This window comes from Streptomyces sp. NPDC059499 (genome assembly GCF_042749285.1).
Taxonomy (GTDB): domain Bacteria; phylum Actinomycetota; class Actinomycetes; order Streptomycetales; family Streptomycetaceae; genus Streptomyces.
In genome coordinates this window covers 46,912-63,966 of record NZ_JBHYTT010000003.1, presented here as the reverse complement: position 1 = coordinate 63,966, position 17,055 = coordinate 46,912, and the positions used below count along the sequence as shown (strand labels likewise).

At 70.6% G+C, this 17,055-nt stretch carries 15 protein-coding genes; 5 read left to right on the top strand and 10 right to left on the bottom strand.

Annotation, left to right across the window (positions count from 1 at the left end):
- Positions 1-334: 334 nt before the first annotated feature.
- The 3 genes from ACFW9O_RS09110 to ACFW9O_RS09100 all read right to left on the bottom strand — a co-directional run bounded on the left by ACFW9O_RS09110 (position 335) and on the right by ACFW9O_RS09100 (position 4,486).
- On the bottom strand, positions 335-1,672 hold the full coding sequence (locus tag ACFW9O_RS09110) for a carboxyl transferase domain-containing protein (RefSeq protein ID WP_384607835.1): 1,338 nt from the start codon (positions 1,670-1,672) through the stop codon (positions 335-337).
- A gap of 19 nt (positions 1,673-1,691) precedes the next feature.
- Positions 1,692-3,149, bottom strand: coding sequence for an acyl-CoA synthetase (locus ACFW9O_RS09105; protein ID WP_384606759.1), 1,458 nt, complete (start codon positions 3,147-3,149; stop codon positions 1,692-1,694).
- Positions 3,150-3,274: 125 nt separating this feature from the next.
- Positions 3,275-4,486, bottom strand: a complete 1,212-nt coding sequence (locus ACFW9O_RS09100; RefSeq protein WP_384606757.1) for a nitrate/nitrite transporter — start codon at positions 4,484-4,486, stop codon at positions 3,275-3,277.
- A 160-nt stretch (positions 4,487-4,646) separates the two neighbouring features.
- On the opposite strand from ACFW9O_RS09100, the gene ACFW9O_RS09095 reads away from it, so the two are divergent.
- Complete coding sequence (locus tag ACFW9O_RS09095) at positions 4,647-5,078, top strand: Lrp/AsnC family transcriptional regulator (protein ID WP_329211339.1); 432 nt, start codon at positions 4,647-4,649, stop codon at positions 5,076-5,078.
- On the opposite strand, the gene ACFW9O_RS09090 is transcribed toward ACFW9O_RS09095, so the two are convergent.
- The 3 genes from ACFW9O_RS09090 to ACFW9O_RS09080 form a co-directional block, all read right to left on the bottom strand.
- Positions 5,056-6,561 carry a GAF domain-containing protein gene (locus ACFW9O_RS09090; RefSeq protein ID WP_384606754.1) on the bottom strand — a complete coding sequence of 502 codons (1,506 nt, stop codon included), beginning with the start codon at positions 6,559-6,561 and terminating at the stop codon, positions 5,056-5,058. The two genes, ACFW9O_RS09095 and ACFW9O_RS09090, sit on opposite strands and share 23 nt — an antisense overlap.
- 18 nt (positions 6,562-6,579) lie before the next feature.
- Positions 6,580-7,617, bottom strand: coding sequence for a rod shape-determining protein (locus ACFW9O_RS09085; protein WP_351168243.1), 1,038 nt, complete (start codon positions 7,615-7,617; stop codon positions 6,580-6,582).
- Between the two features lie 133 nt (positions 7,618-7,750).
- Positions 7,751-8,323 carry a hypothetical protein gene (locus ACFW9O_RS09080; protein WP_351168245.1) on the bottom strand — a complete coding sequence of 191 codons (573 nt, stop codon included), beginning with the start codon at positions 8,321-8,323 and terminating at the stop codon, positions 7,751-7,753.
- Positions 8,324-8,446: 123 nt separating this feature from the next.
- On the opposite strand from ACFW9O_RS09080, the gene ACFW9O_RS09075 reads away from it, so the two are divergent.
- Positions 8,447-9,148, top strand: coding sequence for a hypothetical protein (locus tag ACFW9O_RS09075; protein ID WP_384606750.1), 702 nt, complete (start codon positions 8,447-8,449; stop codon positions 9,146-9,148).
- Positions 9,149-9,200: 52 nt separating this feature from the next.
- Here the strand turns inward: ACFW9O_RS09075 and ACFW9O_RS09070 are convergent, their stop codons facing one another.
- Complete coding sequence (locus ACFW9O_RS09070) at positions 9,201-9,674, bottom strand: MarR family transcriptional regulator (protein ID WP_351168249.1); 474 nt, start codon at positions 9,672-9,674, stop codon at positions 9,201-9,203.
- Between the two features lie 114 nt (positions 9,675-9,788).
- Between ACFW9O_RS09070 and ACFW9O_RS09065 the strand changes: the two genes are divergently transcribed.
- From ACFW9O_RS09065 to ACFW9O_RS09055, 3 genes are all read left to right on the top strand, one after another.
- On the top strand, positions 9,789-10,817 hold the full coding sequence (locus ACFW9O_RS09065; RefSeq protein WP_384606747.1) for an NADP-dependent oxidoreductase: 1,029 nt from the start codon (positions 9,789-9,791) through the stop codon (positions 10,815-10,817).
- A gap of 66 nt (positions 10,818-10,883) precedes the next feature.
- Positions 10,884-11,312, top strand: coding sequence for an organic hydroperoxide resistance protein (locus ACFW9O_RS09060; RefSeq protein WP_384606744.1), 429 nt, complete (start codon positions 10,884-10,886; stop codon positions 11,310-11,312).
- A gap of 205 nt (positions 11,313-11,517) precedes the next feature.
- Positions 11,518-13,035, top strand: a complete 1,518-nt coding sequence (locus tag ACFW9O_RS09055) for an alpha-N-arabinofuranosidase (protein WP_384606742.1) — start codon at positions 11,518-11,520, stop codon at positions 13,033-13,035.
- 109 nt (positions 13,036-13,144) lie between these two features.
- Here the strand turns inward: ACFW9O_RS09055 and mmsB are convergent, their stop codons facing one another.
- Genes mmsB through chvE form a run of 3 tightly spaced genes read right to left on the bottom strand, consistent with a single transcriptional unit; the run spans position 13,145 to position 17,055 of the window.
- The gene (gene mmsB, locus ACFW9O_RS09050; RefSeq protein ID WP_384606739.1) at positions 13,145-14,386 is read right to left on the bottom strand and encodes a multiple monosaccharide ABC transporter permease; all 1,242 of its coding nucleotides are present in this window, start codon (positions 14,384-14,386) and stop codon (positions 13,145-13,147) included.
- A 6-nt stretch (positions 14,387-14,392) separates the two neighbouring features.
- Entirely contained in the window at positions 14,393-15,913 is a 1,521-nt protein-coding gene (mmsA, locus tag ACFW9O_RS09045) for a multiple monosaccharide ABC transporter ATP-binding protein (protein WP_351168349.1), read from the bottom strand.
- Between the two features lie 35 nt (positions 15,914-15,948).
- Entirely contained in the window at positions 15,949-17,055 is a 1,107-nt protein-coding gene (gene chvE / locus ACFW9O_RS09040; protein WP_384606737.1) for a multiple monosaccharide ABC transporter substrate-binding protein, read from the bottom strand.

Below are 17,055 nucleotides of genomic sequence, written 5' to 3'. Positions count from 1 at the left end.
CCATCGGACCGGCGGTGAGCGGACCAGCCTTCGCGGGGGCAGGCCGACCCGCCGTGCGGCGTTGCGACGCACGTTGCCTTCCCCCCGTGAACCGCCCCAGGGGCGGCGGACGCCCGTGATCCCCCCGGCGTCCGCGGATGACATTAGCGCCGTGATCATGGTCCAACCAGGGAGAATATTTAGGGTATTTGATGCCTCATGCGGGCGAGGAAGGGAAGATCACTCACAGAGTTTGCACAGAAATGGCAATCGTATGACCGAACTTGATCGAAATCTTTTACGTTTTGTCACGCTCGGTGCATGGCACGGATGCCCAAGTCCGCCTGGACGCAGGTCAGTTCCCCGCCTGTCCGGCCGGTCCCACAACCGAGCGGGCGATCCCCAGGTCCACCAGGTCCTGCGGGCGCAGCCGCAGCTGGTCGGCCGTGGAACGCACCTGGTCGGGGCCGCGTTTCAGGATCGCCGCCGCCAACTCCGGTGCGATCACCGAGAAGTAGCTGTCCGCAGTGACATGGGTGTTGTCCGGGGCGGCCAGCGCGAGCGCGCCGCCCGAGCCGCCCTCGCCGATCACCAGAGTCGTCACCGGGACCCGGGCGGAGGCGATCGCCGCGAACGTGTCGGCGATGGCCGCGCCCGCGCCCGTCCGTTCCGCCTCCGCGTCGTTGGCCGCGCCAGGGGTGTCGATCAGGGTCAGCACGGGAAGGCCGAGCCGGTCCGCGAGCCGGATCACCCGCGCCGCTGTGCGGTAGCCGGCCGGATGGGTCGCGGTGCCGCACTGGGCGACGTACGCCACGGGTTGCCCGCCGCGGAGTCCCACGCCACCGAGCAGCCCCGGATCCGTACCGCCGCAGCGGTCGCCGTTCAGCGGCAGCCGGTGGTCGAAGTACGCGTCCAGGTACGCCTCGGCCCGCGGCCGCGCCGCCGAGCGGGCCTGCTCCACCGCGTCCCAGCCGGTCTCCGGAAGCCCCGTGGCCGAGAGCGCGGCCGGTACCGGAGCCGCCTGCGCCGGACCGGGGACCGTCAGGGCCCGCAGCCAGCGGCTCAGGGTCCGGGGCAGTTCCCCGGCGGGCACGATCGCGTCGATCTGGCCCGCTGCCAGCTGCCCCTCGGCGCTGTACGCGTACGGATCGGCGTCGGGGGGCCGTACCCGGGACCCGGCGAAACCGATCTGCGCGCCGGGCAGCGCCAGCACCACATCGGCGCCCGCCCCCACCGTCGCCCAGCCGCCCCCGGTCGTCGGATCACGCAGGACCGCGATCTGCGGCAGTCCCGCCGCCCGCAGCAGTGCCGAGGCGGCGGCCACCCGCTGGAGCTGGACGAGGGCGATCATGCCCTCCTGCATCCGGCTGCCGCCGGTCGCGACGAGCGATACGAGGGGCAGCCGCTGTTCACGGGCCAGCGCGTACGCGGCCTCCAGCCGGTCACCGGTGCGTGAGCCCAAGGAGCCGCCCAGGAAACCGAATTCGAAGGAGATCAGGACACAGGAGTGGCCGTCGACGACGGCCACCCCGTGGAGCACCGATTCCTCCTCGCCCGTGCGGTCCGTGGCGCGGGCCCTGGAGTCCGCGTAACCCGTCCAGTCGAGCGGGCCGTCGGACGGGGCCTGGTCCATCGGCAGGTGGTGTTCGGTGAAGCTCGCGGTGACGGCGGCGATGGCCTCCCGCGCCGACATGCGGCCGCCGCCCTGTGCGCTAGGCACCGAGCGACCTCTTCATGATCTTGCCCAGCTCGTTGCGGGGCAGGACGTCCAGGTAGCGGACGACGCGCGGGCGCTTGTGCGGGGCGAGCAGGTCCGCCACATGGTCGGCCAGCTCCTTCGCGCCGGGCGGTGACTCCGGGTCGGCCGGCACGACCCAGGCGACGATCCGCTCGCCGAGGTCGTCGTCCGGCTCGCCGGTGACGGCCGCCTCGCGCACACCCGGGTGGTCCAGCAGGGCGTTCTCGATCTCGCCCGCGCCGATCTTGTAGCCGCCGCTCTTGATCAGGTCGGTGGCCTTGCGTCCGACGATCCGCACATAGCCGTCGGCGTCGATCGTGGCCATGTCACCCGTACGGAACCAGCCGTCCTCGGTGAAGGCGCCGGCCGTCGCCTCGGGCCGGTTCAGATAGCCGGTGAAGAGGTTCGGCCCGCGTACCTGGATCTCGCCGATCGAGACGGTGTCGTCGAGCACGGTCCCGTCCTCCTCGACGAGCCTGAGATCCACGCCGGACAGCGGCGGCCCGACCGTTCCGGGGCGTGGCTCACCGTCGGCCCGCACCCCCGTGTTCATCAGGGTCTCCGTCATTCCGTACCGCTCGATCACCCGGCGGCCGGTGGCGGCGGCGATCCGCTCGTGGTCGTGGACCGGCAGCGCCGCCGAGCCCGAAACCAGCAGACGGGCGCCCGCGAGGGCCTTCGTCAGGCCCCCGGAGCCCGCGGGATCGTCCAGAGCCCCGGCCAGCCGGTGGTACATGGTGGGGACGCCGAACAGCATCGTGCCCCCCGACGCGAGCTCCCTGGTCACGCCTTCGGTGGTGAAGCGGCCGAGGTGGCGCACCGAACCGCCCCGGCGCAGCGGGCCGAGGACACCCAGGATCAGTCCGTGCACATGGAACAGCGGCAGGGCGTGGACGAGGACGTCGTCGGCGGTCCACTGCCAGGCGTCCTCCAGCGCGTCCAGCGACGCGGCGATCGCCCTGCGGGGCAGGACCGCACCCTTGGGCGGGCCCGTCGTGCCGGAGGTGTAGACGATCAGAGCGGGCGATTCGGGGGAGGGCTCGGGCGGCGGCGGGTTCGTGGCCGCCGCGGTGATGTCGACGTCCAGCCGCTCCAGGCCGCCCAGCGAGGGCGGAAGAGCGTCGCCCGCCCCGGCGAGCACCACCGAGGGCGCGCTGTCGGCGACGATGTGCGCCAGTTCCCGCTCGCCCGTCTTCGGGTTGAGCGGTACGGCGGGCACGCCCGCCAGCAACGCGGCCACCACCGCCACCACCGTCTCCGGGGTGGACGTGGCCCAGACGGCGACCCGCCCGGCGCCCGCGATCCGGCCCGCGAGGGAGGTGGACGCGTCGGCCAGCTGTGCGTAGGTCAGGACGTGTTCGCCGAACCGGACGGCTTCCCGGGAAGCCGTGGGGCCGGATGTCTCGTGCAGCGCAGGCAGAAGAGAGATCACGTTCCGAGCCTAGGGCCAACCGCCTCCGGTGCCGGGGGAATCGGGCTGGAGATGGCCGTACGGGGCACATCGAGCGGGCGGGACGGCGGCCTCCCGGCGGGGACGCCGCCGCCTTCCCCGTGCGCTCAGCTCGAAGGCCGCAGGGTCCGCATCCGCCCGTACGCGTACACACAGCCGGCCAGCGCCAGGTCGGACAGCAGCATGAAACCGATCGAGTACGAGTCCTTGGCGCTGTAGATCGCGCCCATCACCAGCGGGGGCACGAAGCCGCCGAGACCGCCCATCGCGCCGACGATGCCCGTCACGCTGCCCACCTTGGCCTGCGGTGTCACCTGCGAGACGAGCGCGAAGACACTGCCGCTCGCCGTGCCGAGCCCCGCCGCCATGCAGAGCAGCGCGATCGTGCCGACCGGATCCAGACCGGGGTCGAAGGCCTGGACGATCGCCATGAGCGCCGCGACCAGCAGCGCCGCCGCCGTGACCAGGGCCGGGTGGATCCGGTCGGAGAGCCAGCCGCCCGCCGGCCGGAAGATCACCGTGACCAGGGCGAACCCGGCCGCCTTGGTGCCGGCCTCGGTCGGCGACATGTCGTACCAGGTCTTCAGGTACGTCGGCAGGTAGACGCCGAACGCGACGATGCCGCCGAAGCCGATCGCGTACAGGGCGGACAGCTCCCAGGTGACCCGCAGCCGGCCCGCCTGCCCCAGCCGGTGCCCGAGCGAGTCGGTCGGCACCTGCCGGCCCGGGCGGTCCGTGATCAGGACGGCGGCGAGCAGCGAGTACACCACCAGCGCCCCGGCGACGATCAGGAAGGGCAGGTTGTCACCGTGCTTCGCGATGCGTGGGGTGAAGTAGCCGGACAGGGCGACGCCGCCCATGCCCATCCCGAACACACCCAGGGCGAGCCCCCGCTTCGCGGGCGGGAACCACGAGTTGACCAGCGGGATGCCGATCGCGAACGTCGTACCGCCCAGACCGAGCAGGAAGCCGACGGCGAGCATCGCCCCGTAGGAGTCCTTCGCCGGGATCAGCAGCAGCACGGGGACGATCGTCAGCGCCGACACCACGGGGAACATCAGCCGGGCGCCGAACTTGTCGGTCAGCGCCCCCACCGGGATCCGGCCCAGCGAACCGACGAGCACCGGCACCGCGACGAGGAGCGACTGCTGGAACGAGTCGAGCCCGAGCCGTTCCTTGTAGTCCCCGGACATCGGGGCGATCAGGTTCCACGCCCAGAAGGTCAGGGTGAAGCCGACGGTGGCCACGATCAGGTTGCGGTACGCGGCCCCGGACTGTTCGCGGTCCGGGGCGGGGGCCTGCTTGGCAGCTGTATCCACACGGCAAGTCAAGTGGTCACCGGCGGGCAGGGCCCGTGGGACTGCTCCATACGGGGAAGGCTCCTCCCCGTAGGCGCCCCTTGGCGCAACGGCGCTCCCGGGCCGCCGCCGGGCACCGCTCGCCCGCCGCTTCCGGGCCGGGGCTGCGACAATCGCTGGTATGGACCGGCTGGACAGAGAGATCCTCGGCATTCTCCAGGAGGACGCCCGGATCTCGTACCGCGATCTGGGCGTACGCGTCGGGCTCAGCGCCAACGCCGCGGGCGACCGCGTACGCCACATGCGCCGTGACGGGGTGATCCGCGGCTTCACCGTCATCGTCGACCCGGCCGCCGACACCCGTTCGGGCCTCGTCGTCTTCATCGACGTCACCCTGCGCCTCGACACGACGAACGAGGAGTTCGAACGCTCCGTCCTCATGCTGCCCGGCATCACCGAGGTGGTGCACGTGACGGGCAGCCACGACTACCTCGTACGGGCCACCGCCGCCGACCCGGGCTCCCTGGACGCGCTGCTGCGCCGGCTCAAACGGGACGCGGGTGTCGCCCACTCCAACACCCGGATCGCCCTCAGAGCGGCGCCTGCCAAATGACGGTCGGCGACCGCGTGCCGTCCTCGGCACGCCCGTCGTCGGCCACCACGAGGCGGACCGCCGCGCGCCCGTCGGGCTCCCGCGCCGTCGCGTCCACCTCGACCTCGATGGCCGACACCCCCGTGCGCCGGTGCGCGGTGGCCAGTGCCCCGCGCAGCACGGTGAGCAGCTGCTCCTCCACCGGTTCCGGCACCAGGGTGTCCACCGCCCCCGCGAAGTGCACCGACGGCTGGAAGCTCAGCACCGCTGCCGCACCGCCGGTCTCGCGCAGCACCTTGCCGCGGAAGGTGGTGGGGGCGTCGGCGGGCGGCTGCTGGAGCGCGAAGATCGCCGTCCTGACCTCCTGGATGGTGGAGTCCAGTTCGTCGACGGCCCTGCCGAGCAGTTCATCGGTCTCGCTGTCCCCCGACACGTCCTTGCGGCGGGTCGACTCCAGCATCATCTCCGTGGCGAACAGCCGTTGCACGACGAGGTCGTGGAGATCGCGTGCGATCCGGTCACGGTCCTCGTAGACGGCGAGCTGCTCCCGGTAGTGCTGGGCGTCCGCCATCACGAGGGCCAGGGCCGCCTGTGAGGCGAACTGCGACGCCAGCAGCCGGTCCACCGCCGTGTACGGGCGGTCGCCGCGCCGCCGGGGGAGGGCGAGTGTGCCGATCAGCCGGCCGCCGCTCTGCAGCGGCAGCATCATGCTGGGTCCGAAGCGGGAGCGCACGTGCGTCGTCATCCGCGGGTCGGTGGCCGAATCCTCGATGAAGACCTCCTCACCGCCCAGCAACTGGACGAGGACGGGGGAGCCGGGCTCGATGACCGTGCCGACGAGACCGGCCGGATCATCGAGCGTGGAGGCGGCGACGATCTCCATCCCGCCGTCCCCGGTCGGCTGGAGGATCACCCCGGCCGATGCCCCCGCCAGCATCCTGGCCCGTTCGGCGACCGTCGTCAGGGCGTCCGTCGTGACGGTTCCGGTCAGCAGAGCCCGGGTGACCGCGGCGGACCCTTCGATCCACCGCTCCCGCTGCCGCGCCGACTCGTACAGATGGGCACCGTCGATCGCCGCACCGGCCTGGGAGGCGAGCAGCCTCAGCAGCGCCAGATCCGTGTCGGTGAAGAGACCCGAACCCCGCTCGGCGACGACGAGACTGCCGAGCACATCGGAGTGCACCTGGACGGGGGCCCCGAGGAGGGAGCGCATCGGAGGGTGTCCGGGCGGCATGCCCGAGAAGCGCGGATCGGCCGTCAGATCGTCCAGGCGCAGTGGCTGCGGGTCGTCGACGAGTACACCCAGGATTCCCGTGTGACCGTCGGGAAGAGGGCCGATCCCCAGGCGCTCGGCGTCGGTCAGTCCGGTGGTGAACAGGTCGGTGACCCGGCGGTGTTCCGGGTCGAGGATGCTCAGGGCGCCGTACCGTGCCCCGGTCAGTGCCGTGGCGGTGTCCACGATGTGCTGGAGCGTGGTGCGCAGTTCGAGTTCTGCCTCGGCCACAGGGAACCCCGCCGGGGCTCAGCCGACGAGCGGGCTGAGGATCAGCGGCTGGACCTTGCCGTCCAGCATGGCGCCCAGGCCGAGCACGGAGCACACATCGGGCCGCTCGGCGATGTGTACGGGCACCCCGGTGGCGTCGCGCAGCATGTGGTCGAGCCCGGGAAGCAGGGCGCTGCCGCCGACCATCATGATCCCGGAGTCCGCGATGTCCGCCACGAGATCGGGCGGGCAGTCGCGCAGCACCTTGCCCAGGCCGTCGAGCACGGCGGTGAGCGGGGCGTGGATCGCCTTGCGTACGGCGGCGGTGTCGACCTGCACCGAACGGGCCAGGCCCGTGGCCACGTCACGGCCGTGGATCTCCGTCGTCTCCGGGCCGTTCAGGGTCAGACCGTTGCCGCTGAGCGCCAGCTGCAGGGGGCGCACGGACTGGCTGGGCAGCATCAGCTCGTGGTACTGGCGCAGGTGCTGGATCACCGCGTGGTCGATGGCCTCGCCGCCGATCGGGATGCGTACGGCCGTCACGATCGAGCCGAGCGAGAGCACCGCGATCTGGGTCGTCGCCGCCCCGCACACCATGATCATGGTGGCGGTCGGCTGCTCCACCGGCAGTCCGCAGCCGACGGCCGCCGCGATCAGCGTGTCGACCAGTTCCACCCGGCGCGCACCGAGCCCGACGAGGGTCTCGACGGTCGCCCGCTGGGCCAGTGGGTCGGCGTCGTGCGGCGTGCAGGCGGCGGCACGCAGCCGGGGCTTGCGGCGCAGCTGGCGGCGGAGCTTCTCGCCGAGGAGGTGGCGCAGCATGCGCTGGGCCATCTCGATGTCGACGACGGTTCCGCCGGAGACCGGGCGGACCACCCGGATGTACGCGGGCGTACGGCCGGTCATCTGTTCGGCGAGGGCGCCGACGGCGATGAGGGATCCGGTACGGGTGTTCACGGCGGCGACACTGGGCTCGTCGACGACGAGACCCACTCCCTTGATGTACACGCGGGTCCTCGCGGCCCCGAGGTCGACGGCGACATGGCAACGGCGCAACTGATCGAGACTGACGGTCACGGCAGGTTCTCCCGAGAGCGCTGACGGGGGGTACCGGCGGCAGCCGGCTCTCCTGGCATCGTCGCGCCGGGGAGGGCGCCGCGCGCGCTGGGTGAGCCGTAGGAGGGACCCGGTGCTGACGGGGCGCCAGATCTCAGGCGAGACCGGGGAGCAGCCGCTGGAACAGGCCCCAGGTGAACTCGGCGACGTACGGCCGGTGGTCGACGGGGTCGGTGACGGCCAGCGCCCACCGGGTCGGTGCGCTGCCCTCCATCGGACGGACCGGAGCGAAGGCGCGGGCCACCTCGTCCACGGTGCACGACCAGGGGCGCAGGTCCCCGGTCGTACGCAGCTCGGGTCCGGCCGCCCCGGGGGCCCGGACCAGCCATTCGTTCCATACGGCCCCGCCGGGACCGGCCATCACCTCGAACCGCAGATCGGGCCAGAGGGGCAGCGGCCAGAACAGCGCGTCGCACTCCAGGTCGCCGACCTTGCGGCGTACCGAGCTCTCGGGCTCGCCGAGCACCGAGCGGTAGCGGCGCAGCGCGCCCCGGCCACGAGGGGCACGGAGCATGGCCTGCCAGCGCCGGTTCGCCTCCCGCATCTCGGCGAGCGAGGCGCTCAGCTCATGGCGGGCGTCCTCCACCAGATCCGGCTGGTGATCGGCCATCCGGCGCAGCAGGACGAGCTGGAACTGGAGCGGCCCGAACGGGGCGGGAGCGGTCATGGCGCCCATCCTGCCGCGTCTCACGCGTATCGGGCGGCGCGCGTCGGAATCGGAGCTTCCACACAGGATCCTCACCTGATCGGCTTCCTCCGTCGTTCCTCGCGCGTCTAGTCTGCGGGCGCCATGGATTACTGCCACCCGTGCCGACGGCACCTCAACGGCGCCCTGGCCTGCGCCGGTTGCGGAACACCCGCCGACGCGCTGGCCCCCTACGCCGACCCGCTCCACTCCGGTCACGAGCCGGAACAGCCGGGCGAAACCCTCGAGACCTACGGGTCCGGAGGGCACCGCCGCCGTGCCCGCGTCGCCGCCGCCCAAGGGCGTGGGCGTGGCCGTCGTGCCCGCCGCCGGCGCGGCCGCGGGATCCTGCTGACGGGGATCGGCGTCGTGCTCGCCGTCGGCGCGCTGAGCCTGGCCGAGCTGGCCATCGAACCGGACGGCGACGACGGCGCCGCCGACTACGTGAGCGAGTCGACGACCGCCGCGGTCGACCCCGTCCCGGAACTGCAGGCGAGCGAGGTGCCCGGCGACCCGGCGCCGGTGGACAGCGCCCCCGTGATCCCGGCCAGTGACTCCCACAGCGACGGATCCGGTGAGGACCCGAGCGGCTCCCCCTCGCCGGAGAAGTCCGCGTCGGCCTCCGCTCCGGCGGACACCCCGGCCTCCCCGTCGCCCTCGGATCCCGACGACACCGAGGCGCCGGCCGATCCGTCGAGTCCCGGGGAGCCGACATCCGGCCCGGCGCAGCCGGAACCCACGAAGGACCCCGACCCCACCCCGTCACCGTCCGAGACGTGCACCCGATGGCTGTGGTTCTGCACCTGAGGCACCTGAGGCACCTGAGGTACCTGGGGCCCCGCAGGCCCCGGGTCAGGCTCTAGGCCGCAGTCCCGGAGTCCCCGGTCGCGTCCGTGTCCGTGTCCGCGTCTGTCCCGAGCATCCGGCGCAGCAGGTCCCGCAGCACCGACCGCTCCGCGTCCGACAGCTCGGCGAGCGGTTCCCTGGCGAAGTCGAGCGCGTCCCGCAGCTGCCTCGCCGTCCGGATGCCGTCCTCCGTCGGGGCAGCCAGCTTCACGCGCCGGTCGGACGGGTCGGGGCGGCGCTCCACCAGGCCGCGGAGCTCCAGACGGTCGACGATGCCCGTGATGTTCGACGGTTCGCACTTGAGTTTCTGGGCGATCCTGCGCATGGGCATCGGCTGGAGGGAGAGGAGCCCCAGGACCCTGGCCTGCGCACCGGTCAGCGTGTGTGTCGCCGCGGCCCTGTCGTACTCCTCGTGGTAGCGCGCCACGACGCCACCGATGAGTTCGATGACTTCGAGCGTCAGAGGATCCGTACGTGAGGTGGCCATGACGTCCAGGGTACTCAATTACTTGACAAGGTGAAATATCTGGGCGCATGGTTGTTTCATGTCATGAAGCATTTTCTGCTTCCCGTCCCGTGAGCGCCGAGGAGAACCCGAGCCATGTCTGCAGCACTTCCCACGTCCAGCCGTGAATGGCACCTTGTCGCCCGCCCGCACGGCTGGCCCGAGGCCAAGGACTTCGCGCTGCGTGAGGCGCCGGTGACTGCTCCCGGTGAGGGCCGCGTCCTCGTCCGCAACCTGCACTTCTCGGTCGACCCCTACATGCGGGGCCGGATGAACGACGTGAAGTCGTACACCCCGCCCTTCAAGCTCGACCACCCGATGGACGGCGGCGCGGTCGGCGAGGTCATCGCCTCCGAGGCCGAGGGATTCGCGGTCGGCGACCACGTCCTGCACGGCCTCGGCTGGCGCGAGTACGCCTCGGTCCCGGCCAAGCACGCGGTGAAGGTCGACGCCTCGCTCGCTCCGCTCTCCGCCTACCTCGGCGTGCTCGGCATGCCCGGCCTCACCGCCTACGCGGGCCTGTTCGAGGTCGCCTCCTTCAAGGAGGGCGACGCCGTGTTCGTCTCCGGCGCCGCCGGTGCGGTCGGCAGCCAGGTCGGCCAGATGGCGAAGATCAAGGGCGCCTCCCGGGTCATCGGTTCGGCCGGCTCCGACGAGAAGGTCAAGCTCCTCGTCGAGGAGTACGGCTTCGACGCGGCCTTCAACTACAAGAACGGCCCGGTCAAGGACCAGCTCCGCGAGGCGGCCCCGGACGGCATCGACGTCTACTTCGACAACGTGGGCGGCGAGCACCTGGAGGCCGCGCTCTCCTCGTTCAACGTGCACGGCCGCGCCACCATCTGCGGAATGATCGCGCAGTACAACGCCACCGAGCCCACCCCCGCCCCGCGCAACCTCGCGCTCGTCATCGGCAAGCGGCTGCGCCTGCAGGGCATCCTCGTCGGTGATCACGCCGCGCTCCAGCCGCAGTTCGTCCAGGAGGTCGCCGGCTGGCTCGCCTCCGGTGAGCTCAAGTACAACGAGACGAAGGTCGAGGGCATCGAGAACGGCTTCGACGCGTTCCTGGGCCTCCTGCGCGGCGAGAACACCGGCAAGATGATCGTCTCGCTCGACACCACCCGTTAGGCTCGGTGCAGGCCGCCGCGGTCCGTGGGCGCGAGTCGCGGCGCATCGACAAAAGGATTTCCCGGCATGACCATTGAGCACATAGACGTGGCCTACACCGCTGTCGCCACCGCGGAGGGCGGCCGTGACGGCCGAGTCTCCTCCGACGACGGCAACCTCGACGTCGTCGTCAACCCGCCGAAGGTGATGGGCGGCAGCGGCGCGGGCACCAACCCCGAGCAGCTCTTCGCGGCCGGCTACAGCGCCTGCTTCCAGGGCGCGCTCGGCGTGGTCGCCCGCAAGGAGAAGGCGGACATCACCGGCTCGACGGTGACCGCGTCGGTCTCCATCGGCAAGACCGAAGCCGGCGGATTCGGCCTGGAGGTGGCGATCACCGCCTCCATCCCGAACGTCGACCGGGCCACCGCCCAGTCGCTCGTCGAGAAGGCGCACCAGGTGTGCCCGTACTCGAACGCCACCCGAGGCAACATCAAGGTCGAGCTGTCCGTCGCCTGACCGGGCACCACACGTACGACCGAGGGCCGCATCCCGTGAAGGGGGTGCGGCCCTCGGCCGTTGGCGGGGGTCGACCCCCGGCCGGGTCCGGCCGTGAAAACGCGCAAGAGCATTGACCTGTACGGAGCTTGGACCCTACGGTCCGTTCGAGGTTACGAGCAGTATTCGATATATCGAACACGACCGGTCGACCCGTGAGGAAGTCATGACCCGCACCGCGCGCTTCACCCTCGACCCCGCCTTCACCGTAGGCGAGGTCGACCCCCGGCTCTTCGGATCCTTCGTCGAACACCTCGGCCGCTGCGTCTACGACGGCATCCACGAACCGGGCCACCCGTCCGCGGACGAGGCCGGGCTGCGCACCGACGTCCTGGACCTCGTCCGTGAGCTCGGCGTCACCGCCATCCGGTACCCGGGCGGCAACTTCGTGTCCGGCTACCTCTGGGAGGACAGCGTCGGCCCCGTCGACGAGCGCCCCCGCCGCCTCGACCTGGCCTGGCGCTCCACCGAGACGAACCGCTTCGGACTCTCCGAGTTCATCGGCTTCCTCCGCAAGATAGGCTCGCAGGCCGAGCCGATGCTCGCCGTCAACCTCGGCACCCGCGGCGTCCAGGAAGCCATCCAGCTCCAGGAGTACGCCAACCACCCGGCCGGCACCGAACTGTCCGACCGGCGTATCGCGCACGGCGACAAGGACCCCTTCGGGATCAGGCTGTGGTGCCTGGGCAACGAGATGGACGGACCCTGGCAGACCGGCCACAAGACCGCGGAGGAGTACGGGCGCCTCGCGGCGGAGACGGCCCGCGCGATGCGCCAGATCGACCCGTCCGTCGAACTCGTCGCCTGCGGCTCCTCCAGCCGCTCCATGCCGACGTTCGCCGCGTGGGAGGCGACGGTGCTCGCCGAGACGTACGACCTCGTCGACTACGTCTCCCTGCACGCCTACTACGAGGAGACCGACGGCGACCGCGGCTCCTTCCTCGCCTCGGCCGTGGACATGGAGTCCTTCATCGAGAGCGTCGTCGCCACGTGTGACCACGTCGGCGCCCGCCTCAAGTCGACGAAGAGGATCAACCTCTCCTTCGACGAGTGGAACGTCTGGTACATGGCCCGCTTCCAGCAGGACGCGGCGGAGAACCCGCTCGACTGGCCCGAGGCCCCGCGGCTGCTGGAGGACAACTACAGCGTCACGGACGCCGTCGTCTTCGGAAGTCTCCTCATCGCGCTGCTGCGGCACGCCGACCGGGTCACCGTCGCCTGCCTCGCCCAGCTGGTCAACGTGATCGCTCCGATCATGACCGAGCCCGGCGGTCCCGCCTGGCGCCAGACGACCTTCTTCCCCTTCGCCCAGGCCGCGCGGTACGGACGTGGCCAGGTCCTGGACGTACGGGTGGACTCACCCACGTACGCGACGGCGAAGTACGGCGAGGCGGATCTGCTGCACGCCACCGCCGTGCGCGACCCCGGCTCCGGGGCGGTCACCGTCTTCGCGGTCAACCGCAGCCAGGACACCGCCCTGCCGCTCGAAGTGGCCCTGGCGGGACTGGACCTGGAGCGGGTCGCCGAGCACCTGGTCGTCGCCGACGCGGACCCGGAGGCCCGCAACACCCTCTCCGAGCCCGAGCGGGTCGCCCCGCACGCCGCCGAAGGCACCGTGCTCGCCGACGGCACGCTCCGGGCCACCCTGGAACCGATGTCCTGGAACATGATCCGGCTGGCCTGACAGCAAGGAGCGGCGCCCCGCGGGGGCGCCGCTCCAGGTGCGGCGGTACGTGTCACCGGGACGCGGCACCGGCGCGGTTCACGAGACAACTCCTTCTCCAAGGAGGGTGCTAGGACCCGACCTTGCGCTTGTTCCAGACGTCGAAGCCGACCGCGGCCAGCAGGACGAAGCCCTTGATCACCTGCTGGTAGTCGGTGCCGATGCCCACCAGGGACATTCCGTTGTTCAGTACGCCGAGGACCAGGCCGCCGATGACCGCGCCGAAGACCGTGCCGACGCCACCGCTCATCGAGGCGCCGCCGATGAACGCGGCGGCGATGGCCTCCAGTTCGAAGTTGGTGCCCGCCTGCGGGACGCCCGCGTTCAGCCGGGCCGCGTACACGACTCCGGCCAGCGCGGCCAGGACGCCCATGTTGACGAAGACCAGGAAGATGACCCGCTTGTCCTTGACCCCGGAGAGCTTCGCCGCCGCCTGGTTGCCGCCGAGCGCGTACACATGGCGGCCGATGACCGCGTTGCGCATGAGGTACCCGAAGCCGATGAGCAGTACGGCGAGCAGCAGCAGGACGACCGGGACACCGCGGTAGCTGGCCAGCGTCATGGTGAACGCCAGGACGGCCGCCGCGATGGCCACGCACTTGGCCAGGAAGATGTTGCGGGGCAGGACCTCGAGCGCGTACTCCTTCTGCCGGTTGCGGTCGCGGACCTCCTGGAGCAGCGCCACGGCCAGCACGATGAACCCCAGGACCAGCGTCAGGTTGTGGTAGTTGGTCTCCGGGCCGAGCTCCGGCAGGTATCCGGTGGATATCTTCTGGAAGCCTTCGGGAAAGGGCCCGATGGAGCGGCTGCCGAGCAGGATCTGGGTGCCGCCGCGGAAGAGCAGCATCCCGGCGAGCGTCACGATGAACGACGGGATGCCCACGTACGCGATCCAGAAGCCCTGCCACGCGCCCGCGACCGCTCCGAGGAGGAGGGCGAGGACCAGGGCGAGGACCCACGGCACATCGTGCTCGACCATCATCACGGCGCAGGCCGCCGAGACGAAGGCGGCCAGTGAGCCGACGGACAGGTCGATGTGGCCGGCGATGATCACGATCATCATGCCGATGGCCAGGACCAGGATGTAGCTGTTCTGGAGGACCAGGTTGGTGACGTTGTTCGGCCTGAGCAGGACGCCGTCGGTCCATATCCCGAACAGCGCGACGATCAGGCCGAGCGCGATGAGCATGCCGTACTGGCGCATGTTGCGCCGGGCGGCGTCCAGGAGCAGTGCGCGCGTGGACGACGCGGAACCGGACCCGGGCCGGGACGGCCCCGGGCTCTTCGGTGTTTCGGTGGTGGCCGTGGACATGTTCCGTTACCTCTTGTCGCTGGTCATGTGGCGCATCAGAACCTCCTGGGTGGCCTCCGCGCGCGGGACCTCCCCGGTGAGCCGGCCTGCGGACATCGTGTAGATGCGGTCGCACATGCCGAGCAGCTCAGGCAGCTCCGAGGAGATGAGGACGACCGCCCGCCCTTCGGCGGCGAGCTTGTCGATGACGGTGTAGATCTCGAACTTCGCGCCGACGTCGATGCCCCGGGTCGGCTCGTCCAGGATCAGCACGTCGGGACCCGCGAAGATCCACTTGCTGAGGACGACCTTCTGCTGGTTGCCGCCGGAGAGCCGGCCCACCTGCTCGAAGACGGTCGGCGCCTTGATGTTCATCGAGGTGCGGTACGACTCGGCGACCCGGGTCTCCTCGTGCTCGTCGACGATGCCGCGCCGCCCCACCTTCCCCAGGGCGCTGAGGCTGATATTGCGGCCGATGGTGTCGATGAGGTTGAGGCCGTACTGCTTGCGGTCCTCGGTGACGTACGCGATGCCGTGCTTGATGGCCTCGGGGACCGTACGGGTGCGGATCTCCCGGCCGTCCTTCAGGACCCGGCCGCTGATGCCGCGGCCGTAGGACCGCCCGAAGACGCTCATCGCGAGCTCGGTCCGGCCCGCGCCCATCAGTCCGGCGATCCCGACGATCTCACCGCGCCGGACCTCCACGGAGACACCGTCGACGACCTTGCGGTGCTGGTCGATGGGGTGGTGCACCGTCCAGTCGCGTATCTCCAGGGCGGGGTGTGCCCCGGACTCGCCCTCGTAGGGAGAACGTGGCGGGAAGCGGTGGTCGAGATCGCGCCCGACCATGCCGCGGATGATCCGGTCCTCGGTGGTCGACTCCGCCGCCACGTCCAGGGTCTCGACCGTGCGGCCGTCCCGGATGACGGTCACCGAGTCGGCCACGGCGGCGATCTCGCCCAGTTTGTGCGAGATGATGATCGAGGTGATGCCCTGGCCCTTCAGCTCCTTGATCAGCCGGATGAGCCGTTCGCTGTCCGAGTCGTTGAGCGCGGCGGTCGGCTCGTCCAGGATCAGCAGCCGCACCTCCTTGGCCAGCGCCTTCGCGATCTCCACGAGCTGCTGCTTACCGACCCCGAGGTCGGCGACCCGCGTCTGCGGGTGCTCGTCCAGACCGACCCGCTTCAGCAGCGCCGCCGCGTGCCGGAGCGTCTCGTTCCAGTCGATGACGCCGCGGCGCGCGTGCTCGTTGCCGAGGAAGAGGTTCTCGGCGATGGAGAGGTACGGCACCAGGGCGAGCTCCTGATGGATGATCACGATGCCGCGCGCCTCGCTGGCCCGGATGTCCTTGAAGGCGCAGGGCTCGCCGCGGAAGAGGATGTCCCCCTCGTAACTGCCGTGCGGGTGCACGCCGCTGAGGACCTTCATCAGGGTCGACTTGCCGGCCCCGTTCTCCCCGCAGATCGCGTGCACCTCGCCCTCGGCGACGGTCAGCGAGACATCGGAGAGCGCCCTGACCCCGGGGAAGGTCTTGACGATGGACCGCATCTGAAGGACGGGTCCGCTGCCGCCCGTTGGCCCGCTCACTTGAGGTCGCTCTCCTTGATGTAGCCCGAGTCCACCAGCTCGGCCTGGTAGTTGGTCTTGTCGACGCTCACCGGGTCGAGCAGGAAGGACGGCACGACCTTCTTCTCGTTGTTGTACGTGGTGGTGTCGTTGACCTCGGGCTTCCTGTCGTTCAGCACGGCGTCCGCCATCTGCACGGCCTGCTTGGCGAGCGCCCGGGTGTCCTTGTAGACGGTCTGCGTCTGCTGGCCGGCGATGATCGACTTCACCGAGGCGACCTCGGCGTCCTGTCCGGTGACCACCGGGTAGGGCTTGGCCTTCGTGCCGTAACCGTCCGACTTGAGCGCGGAGATGATGCCGATCGAGATGCCGTCGTACGGCGAGAGCACCGCGTCCACCTGGGCCGAGGAGTACGCGCTGGTGAGCAGGTCGTCCATGCGCTTCTGGGCGGTGCCGCCGTCCCAGCGCAGGGTGGTGACCTGGTCGAGCTTCGTCTGCTTGGAGCGGACGACGATCTGCTTCTTGTCGATGTACGGCTTGAGGGTCTTCCAGGCGCCCTGGAAGAAGTACCGGGTGTTGTTGTCGTCCGGAGACCCGGCGAACAGCTCGACGTTGAAGGGGCCCTTCGCGCTGCCGTCCTTCAGTCCGAGCTTCTCGATGATGTACCCGGCCTGCAGCTCGCCGACCTTCTCGTTGTCGAAGGAGGCGTAGTACGCGATGTCCTCGGTGCCGAGGATCAGCCGGTCGTAGGAGATGACCTTGACGCCCTGTTCGCCCGCCTGGCGCAGCACGTCACCCAGCGCGCGGCCGTCGATGGCCGCGACCACCAGGACGTCCACACCCTTGGTGATCATGTTCTCGATCTGTGAGACCTGCTGGTCGACGTCGTCCTCGCCGTACTGCAGATCGGTCTTGTAGCCGAGCTTCTTGAACTCGGCGGCCATGTTCTTTCCGTCGGCTATCCAGCGCTCGGAGGACTTGGTCGGCATCGCGATGCCGACGGTGGATCCCTCGCCGCCCTTCTTCTCCTCCTTGCTGCCGCCCTCGCCGCTCTGCCCGCAGGCGGCGAGAGCGAGGGAGAGTGCGACGACGGTTGCTGCAGCTGCGACTCGTGTGGTGCGCAT

Bases quoted from the DNA above. Each gene is read 5' to 3' on its own strand.
- ACFW9O_RS09110 (WP_384607835.1), bottom strand. From the start codon at position 1,672: ATGTCGGCGCGGGAGGCCATCGCCGCCGTCACCGCGAGCTTCACCGAA.
- ACFW9O_RS09095 (WP_329211339.1), top strand. From the start codon at position 4,647: ATGGACCGGCTGGACAGAGAGATCCTCGGCATTCTCCAGGAGGACGCC.
- ACFW9O_RS09080 (WP_351168245.1), bottom strand. From the start codon at position 8,323: ATGACCGCTCCCGCCCCGTTCGGGCCGCTCCAGTTCCAGCTCGTCCTG.
- ACFW9O_RS09075 (WP_384606750.1), top strand. From the start codon at position 8,447: ATGGATTACTGCCACCCGTGCCGACGGCACCTCAACGGCGCCCTGGCC.
- ACFW9O_RS09070 (WP_351168249.1), bottom strand. From the start codon at position 9,674: ATGGCCACCTCACGTACGGATCCTCTGACGCTCGAAGTCATCGAACTC.
- ACFW9O_RS09065 (WP_384606747.1), top strand. From the start codon at position 9,789: ATGTCTGCAGCACTTCCCACGTCCAGCCGTGAATGGCACCTTGTCGCC.
- ACFW9O_RS09060 (WP_384606744.1), top strand. From the start codon at position 10,884: ATGACCATTGAGCACATAGACGTGGCCTACACCGCTGTCGCCACCGCG.
- ACFW9O_RS09055 (WP_384606742.1), top strand. From the start codon at position 11,518: ATGACCCGCACCGCGCGCTTCACCCTCGACCCCGCCTTCACCGTAGGC.
- mmsB (WP_384606739.1), bottom strand. From the start codon at position 14,386: ATGTCCACGGCCACCACCGAAACACCGAAGAGCCCGGGGCCGTCCCGG.
- mmsA (WP_351168349.1), bottom strand. From the start codon at position 15,913: ATGCGGTCCATCGTCAAGACCTTCCCCGGGGTCAGGGCGCTCTCCGAT.
- chvE (WP_384606737.1), bottom strand. From the start codon at position 17,055: ATGCGCACCACACGAGTCGCAGCTGCAGCAACCGTCGTCGCACTCTCC.